Raw genomic sequence first — 20,384 nt, forward strand, 5'->3', positions numbered from 1 at the left:
AAGAGCTGATGAGCTTCACGAAAACCCCCTAACCTCGTCACCGTGCCGCGGCGGATCGGCCGCCCGATTCTGGGTGCGCCGCCGCGGCCGGGGGATTTCAAGATCTGGGGGGATCTTTGCTGACGTCCGTCTTCATCGCTGCCGTTTCCCTGGCGCTCTTCTGGATGGCGGCGTTCACGCTGTGGTGGCAGATGCACGCCTGGCGTACGCCGGAGGTTCTCGCCTCCACCCGGTTCAGCAGTCCGGACGGGGACGAGCACGTGTCGTTCTCGCTGCTGCTGCCCGCGCGGCACGAGCAGGCCGTGCTCGACCACACCATCCAGCGGCTGCTGACCTCGTCCCACACCGACTTCGAGATCATCGTGATCGTCGGGCACGACGACCCGGGGACCACCGCCGTCGCCGAACGGGCCGCGGACCGTGACCCGCGGGTGCGGGTCGTCGTCGACACCCACGAGAAGAAGAACAAGCCGAAGGCCATGAACACGGCGCTGCCGCACTGCCGCGGCGACGTCGTCGGGGTCTTCGACGCCGAGGACCAGGTCCATCCGGAGCTGCTCGCCCACGTCGACCACGCCTTCCGCACCACCGGCGCCGACGTCGTGCAGGGCGGGGTCCAGCTGATCAACTTCCACTCCAGCTGGTACAGCCTGCGCAACTGCCTGGAGTACTTCTTCTGGTTCCGTTCCCGGCTGCACCTGCACGCGCAGAAGGGGTTCATCCCGCTCGGCGGCAACACCGTCTTCGTGCGCACGGACGTGCTGCGGGCGGCCGACGGCTGGGACCCGGACTGCCTGGCCGAGGACTGCGACCTCGGGGTCCGGCTCTCCAGCATCGGCAAGAAGGTCGTCGTCGCCTACGACTCCGACATGGTCACCCGCGAGGAGACCCCGGGCACCCTGGTCTCCCTGCTGAAGCAGCGCACCCGCTGGAACCAGGGCTTCCTCCAGGTGTACCGGAAGAAGGACTGGCGGCAACTGCCCACCTTCACCCAGCGGCTGCTGGCCCGCTACACCCTGATGACGCCGTTCCTCCAGGCCTTCACCGGAGTGATCATCCCGCTCAACGCGGCGGTCGCGCTCTTCCTGGACGTGCCGGTCGGCATCGCCTTCGTCACCTTCCTGCCGGCCGTCACCGCGCTGGTCACCTTCGTCTTCGAGGTGGTCGGCCTGCACGACTTCGGCAAGCAGTACGGCCTGCGGATCCGCTTCACGCACTATCTCAAGCTGATCGTCGGCGGCCCCTTCTACCAGGTCCTCCTCGCCGGGGCCGCCGTCCGCGCCGTGTGGCGCGAGCAGCGCGGCCGCAACGACTGGGAGCTGACCAGCCATGTCGGCGCACACCTCACGCCCGTGGACCGAGAGGACGTTCCCGCGTGACCTCCACCCTCCCCGCGGCGACCGGCACCAAGGTCCCCGCGCAGCGCAGACCTGCCCACGACACCGGCCCGGCCACCGCACCGAGCACGCCACCGGGCCGCCTGCGGTCGGCCCGCCCGGACCTGCTGCTGTGCGGCACGCTCCTCGTCGCCATCCTGCTCGTGCAGGGCTGGAACATCTCCGACTACCCGACCCTCAGCGACGACGAGGGCACCTACCTCGCCCAGGCCTGGGCGGTGCAGCAGGGTGAGGGCCTGGCCCACTACACGTACTGGTACGACCACCCGCCGCTCGGCTGGATCCAGATAGCCGTGCTGACCTGGATCCCCGCGCTGATCAGCCCCGAGTCGATGACCGTCGGCGCCATGCGCGGCGTGATGCTGCTGATCAGCGCGGTCTCCGCGGTCCTCGTCTACGTGATCGCCCGCCGGCTGTCCCTGCCGCGCTGGGGTGCCGGGCTCGCCATGGTGCTCTTCGGGCTCTCCCCGCTCTCCGTGGTCCTCCAGCGGGAGATCTTCCTCGACAACCTCGCGGTGATGTGGACGCTGCTGGCGTTCGCGCTGGCCGCCTCGCCGAACCGGCACCTGTGGCACCACTTCGGCGCGGGCATCGCGGCCGCGACGGCCGTGCTCACCAAGGAGACGATGCTCGTCGTCCTGCCCGCCCTGTTCGTCACCGCCTGGCGGCACAGCCACCGCGACACCCGGAAGTTCGCGCTGACCGGTGCCGTCACGGCCTGCGCGCTCATCGGGTTCTCCTATCCGCTGTTCGCGCTGCTCAAGGGCGAGCTGCTGCCGGGCAGCGGGCACGTCTCGCTGTGGGAGGGCGTCGAGTACCAGCTCACCCGGCCCGGCTCCGGCTTCATCCTCGACGAGGGCTCCGGCTCGTGGGGCGTCCTGCAGTCCTGGCTGTACTACGACCGCGTGCTGCCGCTCGGCGGCCTGGCCGGGGCGCTGCTCCTGCTGGCCACCTGGCGCTGGTCGGTCACCGCGCGGGCGCTGGCCGGCCCGGCCCTGACGGTGGGCATCCTCGCCGCCCTCGCCCTGCGGCCGAGCGGCTACCTGCCCGCGATGTACGTCATCCAGGCGCTGCCCTTCCTCGCCCTGGTGCTGGCCGGCGGCACCGCGAGCGTCGCCCACGCCGTGCTGCGCAGACGCCGTACCCGGGCCGAGAGACGGGGTCTGACCTTCGGCCGGTACGCCGTCGCGGGCGCCCTGGCGCTGGCGGCCTGCGCCTACGTCGTCCCCCGCTGGTACGACGGGGCCCGCACCGCCGTCACCGCCGACGCCAACGCGCCCTACGAGGCCGCCGCCAACTGGCTGGACACCGAGGTCGAGGACCCGGCCGGCACCCGCGTGCTCGTCGACGACGCGCTCTGGCTGGACCTGGTGCACGCCGGGTACGAGCCGGGGCTCGGCGTCATCTGGTTCTACAAGGCCGACCTCGACCCGGCCGTGACGAAGACGATGCCGGGGGGCTGGCGCGACATCGACTACGTGGTCGCCTCCCCGACGGTGCGGCGCGACGCGGTCGACCTGCCCAACGTCCGGGCCGCCATGAACCACTCGACCCCGGTCGCCGTCTTCGGCACCGGCGCGGACCGCATCGAGATCCGCCGCGTCCAGTCCTCCGGAGGCGCCCGATGAGTCACGAGTACACCGTCCCCGGCGAGCTGGGCCATCCGGCCGTCGGAGCCTCGGAGGTGCCCGAGCCGGGCGCCGTCACCATCGTCGTACCGACCTTCAACGAGTCCGGGAACGTGCGGCGGTTGCTGCATCTGATCACGGAGTCCGTGCCCGCCCGGCTGCCCTGCGAGGTCGTCTTCGTGGACGACTCCACCGACGACACCCCGGACGTGATCCGCGCGGCGGCGCTCGACTGCCCCTTCCCGGTCACCGTCCTGCACCGCGAGGAGCCGTCCGGCGGGCTCGGCGGCGCGGTCGTCGAGGGCATGAAGGCGGCCGGGTCGGACTGGATCGTCGTCATGGACGGCGACTGCCAGCACCCGCCCTCCCTGGTGCCGGAGCTGGTCGCGACCGGCGAGCGGGCGGGCGCCGGACTCGTCGTCGCCTCGCGCTACATCAAGGGCGGCAGCCGCGCCGGGCTGGCGGGCAGTTACCGGATCGCGGTGTCCCGGGCGGCGACCTGGCTGACCAAGGCGCTCTTCCCGCGCCGGCTGCACGGCGTCAGCGACCCGATGAGCGGCTTCTTCGCCATCCGCCGCAGCGAGGTCACCGCCGAGGTGCTCAAGCCCCTCGGTTACAAGATCCTCCTGGAACTGGCGGTGCGCAGCCGTCCCCAGGCGGTCACCGAGGTGCCGTTCGTGTTCGAGGAGCGGTTCGCCGGCGAGTCCAAGTCCTCGGCACAGGAGGGCCTGCGCTTCCTGCGCCACCTGACCGGACTGCGCACCGCCTCGCCGCTGGCCCGCATGGTCGTCTTCGGGCTGATCGGGCTGAGCGGTTTCGTGCCGAACCTGGCCGCCCTGTGGGCGCTGACCGAGGCCGGGCTGCACTACCTGCCCGCCGAGGTCCTCGCCAACCAGTTCGGCGTGGCCTGGAACTTCCTGCTCCTGGAGCGGCTGCTCTTCCGCGACCGGCGCCGGCACCGGCACTGGGCCGACCGGACCCTGCGCTTCACGCTGATCGCCAACGCCGACCTGGTGCTGCGCATACCGCTCATCGCCCTGCTGGTCGGGCAGTTCGGGCTGACCGTGCTGCCGGCCACCGCCCTCGCCCTCGTCATCACCTTCGTCCTGCGGTTCGCCGGGACGGAGGCGCTGGTGTACCTCCCGCGCAGGCGTCGTACGTCAAGGAGTGCCGCATGAGAAGAGCCCGAAGGAGAACCTCCGCCCTCCTGGCGGTGTCCGCCCTCACCGGCGGCCTCCTGCTCACCGCACCGCAGCCCGCCTCCGCCGCCAACCTGATCACGAACCCGGGCTTCGAGACCGCCGGCACCGGCGACATGCCGTACTGCTGGTCGAAGTCGGGCTGGGGGGACAACGACTTCACCTTCGAGACGGTCGCCGACGCCCACTCCGGCGACAAGGCGATGAAGGTCGAGCTGACCCGCCGGGCCGACGGCGACCGCAAGGCGCTGATCACCGAGTCCACCGCGTGCGCGCCGGTGGTGACGGTGGGCAAGCAGTACGACCTCTCGCTCTGGTACAAGACGACGACCCCGGACGCGTCCCTCACGCTCTTCCGGCACGACGCCACCGCGGGCTGGCAGTACTGGACCGACCTGAAGACCCTGGACCTGGCGGCGGGCTGGACCGAGGCGAGCGTCCGCACCCCCGAGGTCCCGGCCGGCACCGACCGCATCAGCTGGGGCGTCTCGGTCTACGGCACCGGTTCGGCGACCACCGACGACTACACGATGGAGCAGGTCGCCGACCCCGTCCCGGACCCGGAGTGCACGGGGACCGCCGAGGAGTGCGCGAACGGCCGCTGGGACGTGCTGCCCACGCAGAACCCGGTGCGCTCGATGCACTCGGTCGTCCTGCACAACGGCAAGGTGCTGCTGATCGCGGGCTCCGGCAACGACCCGGAGATGTTCGAGGCGGGCACCTTCACCTCGGCCGTCTACGACCCGCAGACCGGCACGTACGAGACGATCCCGACGCCCAAGGACATGTTCTGCGCCGGGCACGTGCAGCTCAAGGACGGCCGCGTCCTCGTCATGAGCGGCAACAAGGGCTACCCGTCGGCGGACGGCACGGTCGGCTACCAGGGCTACAAGGACTCGTACCTCTTCGACCCGGAGACCGAGACCTACACGAAGACCAACGACATGAACGACGGCCACTGGTACCCGTCGGCGACGATCCTCGGCAACGGGGACGTCATCTCCTTCGGCGGCCTGCGCGAGGACTCCACCGGCTCGGTGACGGCCGACCTGTGGTCGGACGAGCAGCAGAAGTGGCTGCCGACCTGGCAGGTCAACCAGACCTGGTCGTACTGGGGCCTGTACCCGTCGATGATCCTGATGCAGGACGGGCGGCTCTTCTACTCGGGCAGCCACGTCTTCGGCAACAACATCCCGGGCACCGGCTCGGCGATCTACGACTACGAGGCCAACACCATCACCCAGGTCCCGGGCCTCCAGGACAAGGACGTGCGCGACCAGTCCGCCAGCGTGCTGCTGCCCCCGGCGCAGGACCAGAAGGTGCTGACGGTCGGCGGCGGCAACATCGACTCCAACCCGGACGCCAACCGCCTCACCGACATCATCGACCTCAAGCAGCCCAACCCGGCGTACGTGGCCGGGCCGCCGCTGCCGCAGGGCACCGTCGACCTCGGCAACGGCCCGGTCCCGCAGACCGGCGGCCAGGGCAAGATGTACCTGTCCACCGTCCTGCTGCCCGACGGGAAGGTCCTGGAGACCGGCGGCGCCCTGCACAACCGGGCGGACCCGGTCTACGAGACCTCGCTCTTCGACCCGCAGACCGAGACCTTCGACCCGGTCGCCCCCGACCCGGAGGCCCGCGGCTACCACTCCTCGGCCTTCCTGCTGCCCGACGGCCGCGTCATGACCACGGGCGACAACCCGGGCAACGGCTCCTGGAACCACGACGTGTCGGTCTACACCCCGCCCTACCTGCTCAAGGGCGAGCGTCCGGCGATCACCTCGGTCATCGACACCGAGTGGACCTACGGCGACACCCAGCGGATCACCGTCGACCGGCCGATCGCCAAGGCGGAGCTGATCCGCCCGGCGGCCGTCACCCACTCCTCGGACCCGAACCAGCGGTTCGTGGACCTGCCCCTGTCGGTGGACGGCGCCAACGTCGACCTCAACGTCACCAGCAACCCCGACCTCGCCCCGCCCGGCTGGTACATGCTCTTCGCGGTCGACGCGAACGGGGTGCCTTCGGTGGCGAAGTGGGTGCACCTCGACGGTCCGCGGGCGCTGAGCACCAAGGACGCCTCGGCGCACGTGCACTCCTTCGCCGACGCCCCGCGGGGCAAGGTGACCAAGCCCGGCAAGAAGCGCACCTCGCAGCCGGTCGCCCCCACCGTCTCGGGCTGCGACCGCCACTACGGTTCCGCCAACGTCTGCGTGCCGACCGCCTTCCCGGCCGAGGTGAAGAAGACGACGGCCGCCCGCTGCGACTGGCTGAAGCGCAACGAGTACGGCCGCCTCGCGGTCAACGGCAAGGACGATCCGCTGCGCCTGGATCCGAACGGGGACGGCGTCGCCTGCGGCAAGGGGGACGTGGTCAAGAAGCGCCGCTAGCGCCCCTGGGCGAACTCGGCGAGGGCGCGCTCCACGACGGCTTCCAGCTGCTCGTGGTGCGCGCCCTTCCAGTACGCGCGTCCACAGGCGCGGCACTGCGCGAACACGTCGTACGACCGCTCGGTGCCGCCCTTGAGCTGGTCGGCCACCTCCTCCTTGGTGGCCTCCTTCAGCAGACCGTTGCAGGCGGTGCACCGGGTCCACGGGCGCAGTTCGGGGCGGAACCGGGCCAGGACCTCCCGGAGCTGGTCCTCGGGGCGGGTGCTGTAGACGTAGCCGCCGGCCCACAGCTCACGGCGGCGCAGCAGGCCGCGGTCGCGGCTGAGCAGGACCCGCTTCTCGGCCGCCGACAGCGCGGCGAGCGCCGGGTCGCCGAGGTCCGTCGACTCGTACGCCGTGTCCACGCCGAGCAGCCGCAGCCGGCGGGCGAGCGTGCCGAGGTGCACGTCGAGCAGGAAGCGCAGGGGAGCGCCCGGGACCTTCTGGGGGTGTGCGACGGGCCGTACGCCGACCGACTCGCCGCCGGTGGGGACGTGTCCGCGCGCCACCTCGCGGCCGTCCACGAGGAGCGTGCCCACCTCGGTCAGCGGAACGCCGAGGGACTCGACGACGTGGCCGAGCGTGGAGACGCCGTCGGTGGCGGCGCGGACGGTGCCGGTGGGGCGGGCCCTGGGGACGAACAGGCGCAGCTCGGGGGCGAATTCGACGTAGATCTCGGGTCCGTTCACCCGGTCAGGATGCCACGGCGCGAGGCCGTGGCCTCAGCTTTTTCCGGGGGCGGGCAGGCCGTGCTCCAGGACGTCCAGGGCGCGCTCCACCAGGCCGGCCAGGTCCTCCTCGTGGCCGTGCTCGGCCCAGTACCGGGTGACCTCCATGAGGCCGCCGGCCAGGGACATCGACAGGACCCGCACCTCCAGCCCCTCCGGGTCGAGACCGGTGCGGTCGGCGAGGGCGCGGCCGAGCAGCCGTCCCGTGACCGACATGCTCTCCAGCATCCGCGACCGCACGGCGGGCACTTCGGCCAGCAGCCGGGTCCGCAGCCGGGTCAGCTCGGCCTCCTCGCCGACGCCGCGTTCCACGGCCGTGCGCAGGGCGTGCCGCAGGGCGGTCGGCCACGGCTCGTCGCCGGGCCGGGCGGCCAGCTCCGCCGCCATGACCGGGTCGTACGCGTCCGTGAGGACGATGTCCTCCTTGACCGGGAAGTAGCGGAAGACGGTCGACGGCGACACCTCGGCCCGGTCGGCGATCTGCTCGATCGTCGTCGCCTCGTAGCCCTGCTCCTGGATCAGCCCGTAGGCCGCGGCGCGGATCGCCTGGCGGGTCCTGGTCTTCTTGCGCTCCCGCAGGCCCGGCCGGGGGCCGTCGGCGCGGGAACGGCGGGATGGTGCGGCCGTCATGGGGTCATTGTCGGCCACACCGTCCCGCGGGGGAGCGGCCCGTCTAGTAGGCGACGAGCGAGATGCCGATGTAATGCGCGATGAAGGCGGCCAGGGTGAAGGAGTGGAAGACCTCGTGGAAGCCGAACCAGCGGGGTGAGGGGTTGGGGCGCTTGAGGCCGTAGATCACGCCGCCCGCGCTGTAGAGGAGGCCGCCCACGATCACCAGGACCAGCACCGCGACGCCGCCGGCCCGCATGAACTCGGGGAGATAGAAGACGGCGGCCCAGCCCATGGCGAGGTAGCAGGGCGTGTAGAGCCAGCGCGGGGCGCCGACCCAGAAGACGCGGAAGAGGATGCCGGCCACGGCGGCGGCCCAGATGCCCCACAGCAGCCACTGGCCCTTGGCCTCGGGCAGCAGCAGCATCGTGAGCGGGGTGTAGGTGCCGGCGATGATCAGGAAGATGTTGGCGTGGTCGAGGCGGCGCAGGATGCCGTCCATGCGCGGGCTCCAGTCGCCCCGGTGGTAGAGCGCGCTGACGCCGAACAGCAGACAGGCCGTCAGGACGTAGATCCCGCAGGCGATGCGGGCCTCGGACGACTCGGCGAGGGCGGTGAGCACCACGCCGGCGATGAGCACGGCCGGGAACATGCCGAGATGCAGCCAGCCGCGCAGCTTCGGCTTGACGGGGTGCGGCAAGGAGAGCGCCACCGGGCCGTGGCCTGCGGCCTGCGTGTCCCTGGGCGCGTCGGAGGCGGACGCAGTCATGCACTCATCGTACCTACGGGACCGTAAGTTACGCATCAGTACAGGGTCTTGCCAACAGGGAGTGGCCAGCATCTCACGGGGGGTCCCGTCCCGCATCCCGATCTTCCGGACGTGGCGATCCTCACGCCGCTCAGGTGTGACGCCCTCTGGACAGATGGGCGCTCTCGTCGGATGATCAAATGAGTGCGGTCGACACCGGATGAGCGCCCAAGAGGACGACGTCACGCATCCGGGTCGCAGCCCCCACGGGGCCTCCCAACAAAAAACCCCTCATTTAGGAGCAATCGTGGCGCGCGACATCGCTGCTCCCCCCGTCCCCACCGACCATCAGGAGCTGATCTCGTGGGTGAACGAGATCGCCGAACTGACCCAGCCGGACGAAGTGGTCTGGTGTGACGGATCCGAGGCCGAGTACGAGCGCCTGTGCGAGGAGCTCGTGGCGAAGGGCACCTTCCGCAAACTCGACCCCGTCAAGCGCCCCAACTCCTACTACGCGGCCTCCGACCCCTCCGACGTCGCGCGTGTCGAGGACCGGACCTTCATCTGCTCCGCCAAGGAGGAGGACGCCGGCCCGACCAACCACTGGAAGGACCCCGCCGAGATGCGGGAGATCTTCCGGGGCACGGGCGGCGAGGGCGGTCTGTTCCGCGGCTCCATGCGCGGGCGGACCATGTACGTCGTGCCCTTCTGCATGGGCCCGCTCGGCTCCCCGCTCTCCGCGCTCGGCGTCGAGATCACCGACTCCGCGTACGTCGCCGTCTCCATGCGCACCATGACCCGCATGGGACAGCCGGTCCTGGACGAACTCGGCGACCAGGGTTTCTTCGTCAAGGCCGTGCACACCCTCGGCGCCCCCCTCGCGGCGGGCGAGGCGGACGTGCCGTGGCCGTGCAACAGCACCAAGTACATCTCGCACTTCCCCGAGGACCGCGAGATCTGGTCCTACGGCTCCGGCTACGGCGGCAACGCCCTGCTCGGCAAGAAGTGCTACGCCCTGCGCATCGCCTCCGTCATGGCCCGCGACGAGGGCTGGCTCGCCGAGCACATGCTCGTGCTGAAGCTGACCCCGCCCACCGGCGCGCCCAAGTACGTGGCCGCCGCCTTCCCGTCGGCCTGCGGCAAGACCAACCTCGCCATGCTGGAGCCCACGATCTCCGGCTGGACGGTCGAGACCATCGGCGACGACATCGCCTGGATGCGCTTCGGCGAGGACGGCCGCCTGTACGCCATCAACCCCGAGGCCGGCTTCTTCGGCGTCGCGCCCGGCACCGGCGAGCACACCAACGCCAACGCGATGAAGACCCTGTGGGGCAACTCGGTCTTCACCAACGTCGCCCTCACCGACGACAACGACGTGTGGTGGGAGGGGATGACCGAGGAGACGCCCGCCCACCTCACCGACTGGAAGGGCAACGACTGGACGCCGGAGTCGGGCACCCCGGCCGCGCACCCCAACGCCCGCTTCACCACCCCCGCCGCGCAGTGCCCGATCATCGCGCCGGAGTGGGAGGACCCGAAGGGCGTGCCGATCTCGGCGATCCTCTTCGGCGGGCGCCGCGCCACCGCCGTACCGCTGGTCACCGAGTCCTTCGACTGGAACCACGGCGTCTTCCTCGGCGCCAACGTGGCCTCCGAGAAGACCGCCGCCGCCGAGGGCAAGGTCGGCGAGCTGCGCCGCGACCCCTTCGCCATGCTGCCGTTCTGCGGCTACAACATGGGCGACTACATGGGGCACTGGGTCGACGTGGCCAAGGACAAGGACCAGTCCAAGCTGCCCAAGATCTACTACGTCAACTGGTTCCGCAAGGACGACGAGGGCCGTTTCGTCTGGCCGGGCTTCGGTGAGAACGGCCGCGTCCTGAAGTGGATCGTGGAGCGCCTGGAGGGCAGGGCGGACGGCGTCGAGACCCCGATCGGTGTGCTGCCGACCAAGGAGTCCCTCGACACCGACGGCCTCGACCTCGCCGACGCCGACCTGGACTTCCTGCTCAGCGTCGACAAGGAGGTGTGGCGCGAGGAGGCGGCGCTCGTCCCCGAGCACCTGAACACCTTCGGCGACCACACGCCCACCGAGCTGTGGGACCAGTACCGGGCGCTGGTGCGGCGCCTGGGCTGAGTCCGCACACCGCCAGACTCCGTGGCCGGTCCGACTAGCCCTGACCCGCGAAGTCGTCACGAAGGCCGGTCACGAGGGGGGCTCCCCGTGCTCCAGTAGCTCGCAGTACCCCGGAGCGCGGGAGGTTCCCGCTCGGGCCGGGTCACCGCACAACGGCGTGCGGAGGACCCGGCCCTTCGGCATGTCCCGCCCGCGACCCCACCGGACAGAACGCGCCGTTCCTCTTGCGCCACGCCGCGGAAACCACGCCGTGCCGCCGGGCGGGCCGGGGTACGCTCCCGATCTTGCACGACCCGAACGGCTGTTCCCCGCCCCGCGGGGGAGGGGGCGCCGTGGTCCGTCGGGTCGCCGACACAGCCTGTGGGGGGCACAGTTGAACACGTTACGAGGTACCAGACGCACCGCACGTCTCGCGGCCACGCTGCTCACCGCCGCGCTCGCCGCCGGCGGGCTGACCGTCGCCGCCGCACCCGCCGCGCACGCGGCGGCCTCCGACGTCGTGGCCAAGCTGCCGATCTCCTCGTTCTCGGCGCTGACCGTCGACTCCGCGCACCAGCGGGTGTACGTCGCCGACAGCAACCTGGGCTACTACGAGAACAGGGGACTCGTCGCCGTCTACGACTTCTCCGGCGAGCGCGTCACCACCCTCACCACCCCGCGCCACGTCTCCGGCCTCGCGCTGAACGCCGACGGCAGCGTGCTGCACGTCGGCGGCCGGGACGGCATCCTGCGGTACGACACCAGCACCTACCTGCCGGTCAGCTCCGCGGTGGCGGGCACCGACACCTGCGGCCGCAGCATGGCCTTCGCGGGCGGCAGGGCGTACCACACCACGCCGTACGCCAACAGCATGTCCGACTGCGAGACGACGCTGACGTACCTGGACTACAACCAGGCCGACAACACCTGGCAGCGCAGCGGCTGGCAGGACAACGGCAAGCTCCAGCTGGAGGCGGGACCCGGCGACCGGCTGATGCTGGGCCAGCCGTCGAACGCCAAGGCTCCCAACCCCTTCCTCGCGGTGTTCGACGCGAGCGGGACGACCCCGGTGCGCACGGCCGAGCGCCGCTTCGCCGACGCCGAGGGCAAGGGCGCGGCGAACCTCAAGGACATGGCCTTCTCCGCGGACGGCACCCAGGTCGCCGTGGCCGACGCGGCCGCCGGTACCCGGCTGCTGGACACCGCCGACCTCTCCGACGCGGCGACCGGCTACCCGGCGCTGCCGGAGGGTGCCGTCTCCTCCGCCGTCGCCTTCAGCGGGGACGGCAAGTACCTCGCGCGCGGCGCCTCGGCCACCGGTGCGACGCCCGACCTGCTGCTCTCGCCCGCCGTCCCGGCCGACGGGACGCCCGCGCTGGAGTTCGCCTTCGAGGGCAGCCTCGACGGCGACCGGGTCGCGCCGCGCGGACTGGAGTGGTCCGCCGACGGCTCCCGGCTGTTCGCGGTGACCACCAACGCCACCGGAGGCCAGTACTGGCTGCACGTCGTCCAGCCGCCGGCCGTCCAGTACGACACCCGCTTCACGGGCGGGCTGACCCACAGCCCCGCCCAGGCGGTCGCGGGTGAGGCGCTGGCCGTGCGCGGCCGGCTGGAGCTGGACGGACCGGCTCCCGCCGAGCCGCTGAGGGTGACGGCGACCCGCACCGACGCGGGCGGCACGCACCGGCTCGGCACGGCGACCGTCAAGGCGGACGGCACCTTCAGCGTGCTCGACGAGCCGGACCTGGTCGGCGAGGCCACGTACACCGTGTCGTTCCTCGGCGACCTCACCCACCGCCCGGCCACCGACGTCACCCACACGGTGTCCGTGGGCAGGGCGGCCACCTCGATCGCCCTCACCGCCCCGGCCGAGGCGGCGATGAGCACCGGCGTCCACATCACCGGCACCTTCACCGCCCAGGGGAAGGCGCTGCCCGAGCGGGCGGTGCTGAAGGTGGAGCGCACCGACCGGCTCGGCACCGGGACCCTCTCGTCGGTGACGGTCGCCGCCGACGGCACCTTCACCGTCGACGACCTGCCGCGCGCCCGCCGCAACACGACCTACACGGTCAGCTGGCCCGGCGACGACCTGCACGAGGGGTCGACCGCGTCGGCGACGGTCCGCGTCACCCGCTGATCACGCACCCGCGGGCGGGGCACCGGGGGCGGGCTGCCCTCGGTGCCACCGCCCGCGGAGTGGGGTGAGTGGCGCCCGGTCCGCGCGTCGCTGCGGGTGCGCGCGGACCGGGGCCGTACGGGGGAGCCCGAAGGGCTCAGCGGGACGCCAGCTCGCGCGGCTCCAGCGCCGCGGCGTGCGCGTCCATGCGCTCGGCGGTCAAAATCGCGACCGCCGTGTCGGCGTTGGAGGCCGCCACCACCAGGGCGCGGCTCGCCAGGGTGTGCGCCCGCCGGTGCAGGGCCGCCAGGTGCGGCTCGGGGTGCGCGGCGGTCAGCGGCGCGCGGAGCGCCGCCCGGCCTCCCCGCAACCGGGCCACCTGCTCGGCGAGCCGGTCGGCGGCGGTGTCCAGGTCGGGGGAGGGGGCCAGCGCGCGCAGCTCGTCCGTGGCGGTGAGCAGCGCCGCGAGATGGCCCGCGAGCTGGATGTCCAGCTCCTCCTCACGGGACCGGTGCGGGAAGTCCGAGGTGCTGCCGCCCGTGGTGGTGTGGACGGACCTGGTGCGGATCGGTTCGTACATGGGACGGCCTCCTGAGTGCTTCAGGAAACCATCCTACATTGGATTCAATCTAAAGTTGAGAAGGATCGGAGACTGGCTCGGTTCGACCTCAGGGTTGGCCGTAACCGTCCAGGAAGTTCCCGATCCGGCCGACCGCCTCGCGCAGGTCCCCGGCGGTCGGCAGGGTCACCACCCGGAAGTGGTCGGGTTCGGGCCAGTTGAAGCCGGTGCCCTGGACGACCATGATCTTCTCCTGGCGCAGCAGGTCGAGGACCATCCGCCGGTCGTCCTTGATCTTGAAGACCTTGGGGTCCAGCCGTGGGAAGAGGTACAGCGCGCCCTTGGGCTTCACGCAGGTCACCCCCGGGATGCTGGTCAGCGCCTCGTGGGCGGCGTCCCGCTGCTCCCGCAGCCGCCCGCCCGGGAGCACCAGCTCGTTGATGGTCTGCCGCCCGCTGAGCGCCGCGACCACGCCGTGCTGCCCCGGCATGTTGGCGCACAGCCGCATGTTCGCCAGGACCGTCAGGCCCTCGATGTAGGACTCGGCGTGCGCGCGCGGCCCCGAGATCGACACCCACCCGACCCGGTAGCCGGCCACCCGGTACGCCTTCGACATGCCGTTGAAGGTGAGCGTGAGCAGGTCCGGGGCGATCGCGGCGGTCGGGGTGTGCGTGGCCTCGTCGTACAGGATCTTGTCGTAGATCTCGTCGGAGCAGATCAGCAGGTTGTGCCGACGGGCGATGTCGGTCAGTCCGCGCAGCATCGCCTCGTCGTAGACCGCGCCCGTCGGGTTGTTCGGGTTGATGATCACGAGCGCCTTGGTGCGGTCGGTGATCTTCCGCTCGACGTCGGCCAGGTCCGGCATCCAGTCGGACTGCTCGTCGCAGCGGTAGTGCACCGCCGTGCCGCCGGACAGGGAGACGGCGGCCGTCCACAGGGGGTAGTCGGGCGCCGGGACGAGGACCTCGTCCCCGTCGTCCAGCAGGCCCTGCATCGCCATCACGATCAGCTCGGAGACGCCGTTGCCGATGAAGACGTGCTCGACGTCCGTCTCGATGCCGAGGGTCTGGTTGTGCATGACGACGGCCCGGCGCGCCGCCAGCAGGCCCTTCGCGTCGCCGTAGCCGTGGGCCGTCGACACGTTGCGGAGGATGTCCTCCAGGATCTCCGGCGGGCACTCGAAGCCGAAGGCGGCCGGGTTGCCGGTGTTCAGCTTGAGGATGCGGTGCCCGGCCGCTTCCAGCCGCATCGCCTCCTCGAGCACCGGGCCCCGGATCTCGTAACAGACGTTGGCGAGCTTGGTCGACTGGATCACCTGCATGTCCGTGAGCTTACGACCCGACGCCGTGCGGTGGGCCGTGTCTTCCGCCACGTGAGACGTGTGGTTCGGGTGGATTTCCCCGAGCCGCAGCGGAGGCGGCCGGGGAAACCACCCGGGAGGGCTACCGGGGGGTCCGCCGCACCGAGCGCCCCGCCAGCACGTCCGTGCGCAGCCCGTCCCGCATCACGAACCGCCCGTCGACCAGCACGTGCGGGATGCCCGTCGGCAGCACGCGCGGGTTCTCGTACGTGCTGCCGGCCGCGACCGTCGCCGGGTCGAAGAGGACCAGGTCGGCCCGGTAGCCCTCGCGGACCAGCCCGCGGTCGGGCAGCCGCAGCCGGGCCGCCGGGCGCGAGGTGAGATGGGCGACGCACTCCGCCAGCGACAGCACGCCCAGCTCGCGCACGTAGTGGCCGAGGTAGTGCGGGAAGGTGCCGTAGGCGCGCGGGTGGGGCTTGGTGCCCTGGAGGATGCCGTCCGAGCCGCCGGTGTGCACGCGGTGCCGCATGATCGCGCGCACGTTCTCCTCGTGGCCGACGTGCTGGAGGATGGTCGGCGCCAGCCGGTCGGCGAGCAGGAGGTTCCGGGCGACCGTCCACGGGGTCTCGCCGCGCCGCCGGGCCGACTCCAGGACCGTACGGCCGACGTACTCCCCGAGCGCGGGGTCGCCCGTGCCGGAGATCTCGATCGTGTCCCACTCCATGCGCACGCCGTGGCAGCCGTCGGAGCCGATCTCCTCGATGTGGTGCCGGATGCGCTCGGCGGTGTCGTCGTCCGCCAGCCGCTTCATGATCTGCTCCGGGCCGCCCTCGCTCGCCCAGCTCGGGAGCATCGCGACGAGGGTGGTGCAGCCGGGGGTGTACGGGTACGTGTCGAGGGTGATGTCGGCCCCCGCGGCCAGCGCGTCGTCGAGCAGCGTCAGCAGTGCGGGGGCCTTGCCCTTGTTGACGCCGAAGTTCATGGTGGCGTGCGCCAGGTGCAGCGGGCAGCCCGCGTCCCGGGTCAGCTCGACCATCTCCTCGTACGCCCGGAGCGCCCCGGCCCCGTACGAGCGGTGGTGCGGGCAGTAGTAGCCGCCGTACGACGCCACCACCCGGCACAGCTCGGTCAGCTCCGCGTCCTTGGCGTACATGCCCGGCGTGTACGTCAGCCCGGACGACATGCCGACCGCGCCCTGCTCCATGCCCTCGGCGACGAGGCGCCGCATGTGCTCCAGCTCGGCGTCGGTCGCCTCCCGGTCGTCCCAGCCGACGGCGAGGGCGCGGACCGTGCCCTGCGGGATCAGGTAGGCGGCGTTGACGGCGATGCCCCCGTCGAGCCGGTCCAGGTACTCGCCGACCGAGCGCCAGTCGAAGTCGATGTCGTCGCCGGGCCCGTTCCACCCGGCGATCGCGCGGCGCACCTCGGCGAGGGTGCGGTCGTCGACCGGGGCGTACGACAGCCCGTCCTGGCCGATGACCTCCAGCGTGACGCCCTGTGCGGCCTTGGCGCTGTGGTCGGGGTCCCGCAGCAGCGCCAGGTCGCTGTGGGCGTGCATGTCGATGAAACCGGGGGAGAGGACCAGGCCCTCGGCGTCCAGTTCCTGGCGGGCGCTCGGGCGCTGGCAGCCCGCGGCCGCCGCCTCCTTGACGATCGACACGATCCGGCCGCCGTCGATCACGACGTCGGCGCGGTAGGAGTCGGCGCCGGAGCCGTCGACGACGTCCGCGTCCCGGATGACCAGCTCTTCCATGGGGGACCTCCTAGAAGAACGTACGGATGTAGTCGACGACCGTCCCGTCCGCTTCCGCGACCGGGATCAGCTGCCACTTGTCGAAGGACGTGCACGGGTGGGACAGGCCGAGCCCCACCCAGTCGCCGACCTCCAGCTCCGCCTCCGGGGCGGTGCGCAGCCAGGCGTGCTGGTCGGACAGGCCGGTCACCGTGATGCCGGTGGCCGGGCGCTCCGGCCCCCCGTCGGCCGGGCGGACCGCCTGGGGGAGGGGCAGGTCGAGGTCGTAGGCCGCGTCCCGCTTGCCGGCGTTGGCGAAGGCCTGCTCGGCGGAGGGGCGGGAGACCACCTGGGTCCACAGCCGGAAGGCCGGCTCGAGGGCGCCCTCGGCGGGGACGCGGTTGAAGGGCGTCACCTCGCGGTAGTGCCCGTCGTCGTGCGAGACGTACGCGCCCGAGCGCAGCAGTTTCAGCACGGGCAGGGAGAGGTCCGGGACCCCGGCGAAGACGTCGGCGACCGCGTCGAACCAGGCGCTGCCGCCCGCGCTCAGTACGATCTCGTCCAGCCCCGCGAAGCGCCCGGCCTTGTCGAACTCCACGGTCAGCGCGACCAGCCGCCGCAGCCACGCGCGCACCTTCTCCGGGTCGGCGTCCGGCACCTCGCCCTCGTACCCGGCGACCCCGGCCAGCCGCAGCGTCCGCGTCCCGGCCACCGCGTCGGCGACGGCGGCGCACTCTTCCTCCGTGCGCACCCCGGTGCGGGCGCCCTCACCGGCGGCCAGCTCGACCACGACGTCCACCGGGCGGCCGGCGCCCGCCTCGGTCAGCGCCGCGTCCATCAGCGCGACGCCGCGCACGGAGTCGACGTAGCAGACGAAGCGGAAGTCCGGGTCGGCGTCCAGCTCCGCCGCGAGCCGGCGCAGTGCGGCGGCGTCGACCAGCTCGTTGGCGAGGAAGATCCGCCGGATGCCGAAGGCCCGCGCGACCCGCACCTGGTGCGGCACCGCCAGGGTGATGCCCCAGGCACCGCGCTCGATCTGGCGGTGGAAGAGCTGCGGGGCCATGGAGGTCTTGCCGTGCGGCGCGAAGGCGAGGCCGTGCCGGGCCGCGTAGGTCTCCATCAGCGCGAGGTTGTGCTCCAGGCGCTCGGCGGACAGGGCCAGCACCGGCGTGGTGAAGCCGCCGGTGAAGAGGTTGCGGCGCTGACCGGCCAGCTCGGCGACGGTCAGGCCGTCGGCGTCCGGCGGCAGGCCCTTGAAACGGTGGTCGACGTGCTCCTCGGCCAGGCGGGCGAGGGCTTCGGTGCCGGTGTCGAGGGCCATGGAGCCTCCATGAGGTGCGGTGTCGCGTCGGGTGCCGCGACAGGTGAAGCGTCGGGGTACGGCCACTCGTTGCATTGTGTGCAACGGGCATTGCGTATGTCGCTTACTGCTGTCTAACATCTCGGCCAACGCGGGGTCAACGGATCCGCCGAGGCCCGCGAAGAGCCGCAAGGGAGCCCTCACCATCGTGACCGCCACCGGACCCACCAGCACCGCCCCCGGCGTCGTGGACGTCGTCGCGCTCGGCGAGTCCATGGTCACCTTCCTCCCCTCCCGTCCCGGGCGGCTCGCCGACGTCCCCTCCTTCGACCGGGGCATCGGCGGCGCCGAGTCCAACGTGGCCTGCGTCCTGGCCGCCGTCGGCCACTCCGCGCGCTGGGTCGGCCGGGCCGGCACCGACGGCTTCGGCGACCACCTCGTCGAGGCGATCGGCGCGTACGGCGTCGACGTCTCCGCCGTGCGCCGCGACCCCGACCGCCCGACCGGCGTGTACTTCCGCACCGCCGGGGACCGGGCCACCGACGCCCACGAGGTGGCGTACTACCGGGCAGGCTCGGCGGCCTCCGCGATGTCGCTGCGGAACATGGACCTCGACGCGATCCGCGCCGGACGCGTCCTGCACCTCTCCGGCATCACGCCCGCCCTCTCCGCCGACTGCCTGGACCTGATGCGCGAGCTGACCGCCCGCCGCCCCGGCCGGCCCCTGGTCTCCTTCGACGTCAACCACCGCCCCGGGCTGTGGCGCGGGGAGAGCGACGGCTCCCGGGTGCTGCTGGAGCTGGCCCGCGGCGCCGACCTCGTGTTCGTCGGCGACGACGAGGCCTGGGGCCTGGGCAGCCCCGAGGCCGTACGCGCCGCACTGCCCGAACCGGAACTGCTCGTCGTCAAGCAGGGCGCGACCGGCGCCACCGCCTTCCACGGCACCGAGGTCACCTCGGTCCCCGCCCTCACCGTCGACGTCGTCGCCGCCGTCGGCGCGGGCGACGCCTTCGCCGCCGGGTTCCTCTCCGCCACCCTGCGTGGACTGCCCGTGCGCGAGCGCCTGCGCCACGGCCACCTGATGGCCGCCGCCGCCCTCACCGTCCCCGGTGACCTCGCCGTCCCGCCCGCCCGTCACCCGGCCGCCACCCCTGACGGAGCCTCCCCCAGTGCCGAAGGCCTGGGGGGACCCCCGGCGCGGCGCCCCTCCTGGTTCGACCACGCCGACCGCCTCGCCGCCCTCGACGACGCCGCGTGGGGGAGACTGCGACTCGGCCCCGGCTGGACACAGGCCGCCGAGCGGGCCGAGGAGGAGGTACGCACACCATGAGCCAGACCGTCGACCGCGCGCTGAGCATCCTGCCGCTGCTCGCCGAGGGCCCCGCCGACCTGGGCCGGGTCGCCGACCGCCTCGGCGTCCACAAGTCCACGGCGCTGCGCCTGCTGCGCACCCTCCACGAACACGGCTTCGTCTACCGCCAGTCCGACCAGCGCTACCGCCTGGGCGCCCGGCTGATCGCCCTCGCCCAGGAGGCGATGGAGAACCTCGACGTCCGCGAGATCGCCCACCCCCACCTCGTACGCCTCAACGAGAGCTGCGGACACACCGTCCACCTCGCCGTCTACGAGGAGAACGAGGTCCTCTACATCGACAAGGTGGAGAGCCGCTACCCGGTCCGCATGTACTCGCGGATCGGCAAGCCCGTCGCCATCACCGTCGCCGCCGTGGCGAAGCTGCTGCTGGCCGACCTCCCCGAGAACGAGCGTCGCGCCCTCGCGGAGAAGCTCGACTACCCCCTGTACACGGCCCGTTCGACGCCGAACGCCGACAGTTTCGTCAAGGAGCTGGCCAAGGTGCGCGAACAGGGCTGGGCCACCGACCTCGGTGGCCACGAGGAGTCCATCAACTGCGTCGCCGCGCCCATCCGGGGCGCCGACGGCCGGGTGGTCGCCGCGATGTCGGTCTCCGCGCCGAACGTCGTCGTCACCGCCGACGAACTCCTCACCCTGCTCCCGCTGGTGCGCCGTACGGCGGACGCGATCAGCGGCGAGTACTCCGGCAGGACCCCCGTGCAGCACCCCGAGCACCACCCCGAGAAGGACACGGTATGACCGACAAGACCGCCCTCACGCCCGCGACCCACACCGTCCCGCCGGCGAAGTTCTCCCACGGCGTGAAGAAGGGCAACATCCTCCAGGTCGCCGGCCAGGTCGGCTTCCTCCCCCACGAGGAGGGCAAGGCCCCCACCCCGGCCGGCCCGACCCTGCGCGAGCAGACCCTCCAGACCCTCGCCAACGTCAAGGCGATCCTGGAGGAGGGCGGCGCCTCCTGGGACGACGTGATGATGATCCGCGTCTACCTCACGGACGTGGACCACTTCGCCGAGATGAACGAGATCTACAACGCCTACTTCGAGGAGCAGGGCCTCACCCAGGCCCCCGCCGCGCGCACGACCGTCTACGTCGGTCTGCCCGCCGGCCTCCTCATCGAGATCGACGCGCTGGCCGTCCTGGGCTGACCCT

The 20,384-nt window shown here is 72.0% G+C and carries 16 protein-coding genes; 9 read left to right on the forward strand and 7 right to left on the reverse strand.

From position 1 onward, the window contains the following. The first annotated feature begins 116 nt into the window (after positions 1 to 116). The 4 genes from ACGF5T_RS02075 to ACGF5T_RS02090 are packed head-to-tail and all read left to right on the forward strand — an operon-like array spanning position 117 to position 6,614. Entirely contained in the window at positions 117 to 1,379 is a 1,263-nt protein-coding gene (locus ACGF5T_RS02075) for a glycosyltransferase (protein WP_356604055.1), read from the forward strand. Continuing rightward, the gene (locus ACGF5T_RS02080) at positions 1,376 to 3,025 is read left to right on the forward strand and encodes a phospholipid carrier-dependent glycosyltransferase (protein ID WP_356604057.1); all 1,650 of its coding nucleotides are present in this window, start codon (positions 1,376 to 1,378) and stop codon (positions 3,023 to 3,025) included. The genes ACGF5T_RS02075 and ACGF5T_RS02080 overlap by 4 nt, the downstream gene beginning before the upstream one ends. Then, positions 3,022 to 4,203: a glycosyltransferase gene (locus ACGF5T_RS02085; protein WP_361017687.1), complete on the forward strand. Its 1,182-nt coding sequence runs from the start codon at positions 3,022 to 3,024 to the stop codon at positions 4,201 to 4,203. The genes ACGF5T_RS02080 and ACGF5T_RS02085 overlap by 4 nt, the downstream gene beginning before the upstream one ends. Beyond that, positions 4,200 to 6,614, forward strand: coding sequence for a galactose oxidase-like domain-containing protein (locus ACGF5T_RS02090; RefSeq protein ID WP_366766041.1), 2,415 nt, complete (start codon positions 4,200 to 4,202; stop codon positions 6,612 to 6,614). Before ACGF5T_RS02085 ends, ACGF5T_RS02090 begins: the two co-directional genes overlap by 4 nt. On the opposite strand, the gene ACGF5T_RS02095 is transcribed toward ACGF5T_RS02090, so the two are convergent. From ACGF5T_RS02095 to ACGF5T_RS02105, 3 genes are read right to left on the reverse strand one after another with little or no spacing between them, the layout of a single operon-like run. Next, positions 6,611 to 7,342 (reverse strand): Mut7-C RNAse domain-containing protein, encoded by a 732-nt coding sequence (locus ACGF5T_RS02095; RefSeq protein WP_366766042.1) that lies wholly within the window; start codon positions 7,340 to 7,342, stop codon positions 6,611 to 6,613. The genes ACGF5T_RS02090 and ACGF5T_RS02095 overlap by 4 nt on opposite strands. A 33-nt stretch (positions 7,343 to 7,375) precedes the next feature. Beyond that, positions 7,376 to 8,011 carry a TetR family transcriptional regulator gene (locus ACGF5T_RS02100; RefSeq protein WP_356604065.1) on the reverse strand — a complete coding sequence of 212 codons (636 nt, stop codon included), beginning with the start codon at positions 8,009 to 8,011 and terminating at the stop codon, positions 7,376 to 7,378. Positions 8,012 to 8,054: 43 nt separating this feature from the next. Next, a complete protein-coding gene (locus tag ACGF5T_RS02105; protein ID WP_356604067.1) occupies positions 8,055 to 8,759 on the reverse strand; it encodes a hemolysin III family protein in 705 nt (234 codons plus the stop codon). Between the two features lie 286 nt (positions 8,760 to 9,045). Here ACGF5T_RS02105 and ACGF5T_RS02110 point away from each other — a divergent pair, with 286 nt between their 5' ends. Further along, positions 9,046 to 10,875, forward strand: coding sequence for a phosphoenolpyruvate carboxykinase (GTP) (locus tag ACGF5T_RS02110; RefSeq protein WP_356604069.1), 1,830 nt, complete (start codon positions 9,046 to 9,048; stop codon positions 10,873 to 10,875). A 373-nt stretch (positions 10,876 to 11,248) separates the two neighbouring features. Next, a complete protein-coding gene (locus ACGF5T_RS02115; RefSeq protein WP_366766043.1) occupies positions 11,249 to 12,991 on the forward strand; it encodes an Ig-like domain repeat protein in 1,743 nt (580 codons plus the stop codon). Between the two features lie 136 nt (positions 12,992 to 13,127). Here ACGF5T_RS02115 and ACGF5T_RS02120 read toward each other — a convergent pair whose 3' ends face one another. The 4 genes from ACGF5T_RS02120 to ACGF5T_RS02135 form a co-directional block, all read right to left on the reverse strand. After that, on the reverse strand, positions 13,128 to 13,550 hold the full coding sequence (locus ACGF5T_RS02120; protein ID WP_356604073.1) for a hypothetical protein: 423 nt from the start codon (positions 13,548 to 13,550) through the stop codon (positions 13,128 to 13,130). A gap of 88 nt (positions 13,551 to 13,638) precedes the next feature. Beyond that, complete coding sequence (locus tag ACGF5T_RS02125) at positions 13,639 to 14,850, reverse strand: pyridoxal phosphate-dependent aminotransferase (protein WP_366766044.1); 1,212 nt, start codon at positions 14,848 to 14,850, stop codon at positions 13,639 to 13,641. A 121-nt stretch (positions 14,851 to 14,971) separates the two neighbouring features. Further along, positions 14,972 to 16,582 (reverse strand): D-aminoacylase, encoded by a 1,611-nt coding sequence (locus ACGF5T_RS02130; RefSeq protein WP_366766045.1) that lies wholly within the window; start codon positions 16,580 to 16,582, stop codon positions 14,972 to 14,974. A gap of 10 nt (positions 16,583 to 16,592) precedes the next feature. Further along, positions 16,593 to 17,882, reverse strand: a complete 1,290-nt coding sequence (locus ACGF5T_RS02135) for an amino acid deaminase (RefSeq protein WP_366766046.1) — start codon at positions 17,880 to 17,882, stop codon at positions 16,593 to 16,595. Between the two features lie 187 nt (positions 17,883 to 18,069). Between ACGF5T_RS02135 and ACGF5T_RS02140 the strand changes: the two genes are divergently transcribed. Genes ACGF5T_RS02140 through ACGF5T_RS02150 form a run of 3 tightly spaced genes read left to right on the forward strand, consistent with a single transcriptional unit; the run spans position 18,070 to position 20,380 of the window. Then, positions 18,070 to 19,191, forward strand: coding sequence for a sugar kinase (locus ACGF5T_RS02140; protein WP_366766047.1), 1,122 nt, complete (start codon positions 18,070 to 18,072; stop codon positions 19,189 to 19,191). Then, positions 19,188 to 19,973, forward strand: a complete 786-nt coding sequence (locus ACGF5T_RS02145) for an IclR family transcriptional regulator (protein ID WP_356604082.1) — start codon at positions 19,188 to 19,190, stop codon at positions 19,971 to 19,973. The genes ACGF5T_RS02140 and ACGF5T_RS02145 overlap by 4 nt, the downstream gene beginning before the upstream one ends. Further along, on the forward strand, positions 19,970 to 20,380 hold the full coding sequence (locus ACGF5T_RS02150) for a RidA family protein (protein ID WP_053136351.1): 411 nt from the start codon (positions 19,970 to 19,972) through the stop codon (positions 20,378 to 20,380). Before ACGF5T_RS02145 ends, ACGF5T_RS02150 begins: the two co-directional genes overlap by 4 nt. Positions 20,381 to 20,384 lie beyond the last annotated feature (4 nt).

It is taken from the genome of Streptomyces sp. NPDC047853 (assembly GCF_043204535.1).
In the GTDB taxonomy this organism is placed as follows: Bacteria; Actinomycetota; Actinomycetes; order Streptomycetales; family Streptomycetaceae; genus Streptomyces.

Bases quoted from the DNA above. Each gene is read 5' to 3' on its own strand.
- ACGF5T_RS02085 (WP_361017687.1), top strand. From the start codon at position 3,022: ATGAGTCACGAGTACACCGTCCCCGGCGAGCTGGGCCATCCGGCCGTC.
- ACGF5T_RS02090 (WP_366766041.1), top strand. From the start codon at position 4,200: ATGAGAAGAGCCCGAAGGAGAACCTCCGCCCTCCTGGCGGTGTCCGCC.
- ACGF5T_RS02100 (WP_356604065.1), bottom strand. From the start codon at position 8,011: ATGACGGCCGCACCATCCCGCCGTTCCCGCGCCGACGGCCCCCGGCCG.
- ACGF5T_RS02105 (WP_356604067.1), bottom strand. From the start codon at position 8,759: ATGACTGCGTCCGCCTCCGACGCGCCCAGGGACACGCAGGCCGCAGGC.
- ACGF5T_RS02120 (WP_356604073.1), bottom strand. From the start codon at position 13,550: ATGTACGAACCGATCCGCACCAGGTCCGTCCACACCACCACGGGCGGC.
- ACGF5T_RS02125 (WP_366766044.1), bottom strand. From the start codon at position 14,850: ATGCAGGTGATCCAGTCGACCAAGCTCGCCAACGTCTGTTACGAGATC.
- ACGF5T_RS02130 (WP_366766045.1), bottom strand. From the start codon at position 16,582: ATGGAAGAGCTGGTCATCCGGGACGCGGACGTCGTCGACGGCTCCGGC.
- ACGF5T_RS02135 (WP_366766046.1), bottom strand. From the start codon at position 17,882: ATGGCCCTCGACACCGGCACCGAAGCCCTCGCCCGCCTGGCCGAGGAG.
- ACGF5T_RS02145 (WP_356604082.1), top strand. From the start codon at position 19,188: ATGAGCCAGACCGTCGACCGCGCGCTGAGCATCCTGCCGCTGCTCGCC.
- ACGF5T_RS02150 (WP_053136351.1), top strand. From the start codon at position 19,970: ATGACCGACAAGACCGCCCTCACGCCCGCGACCCACACCGTCCCGCCG.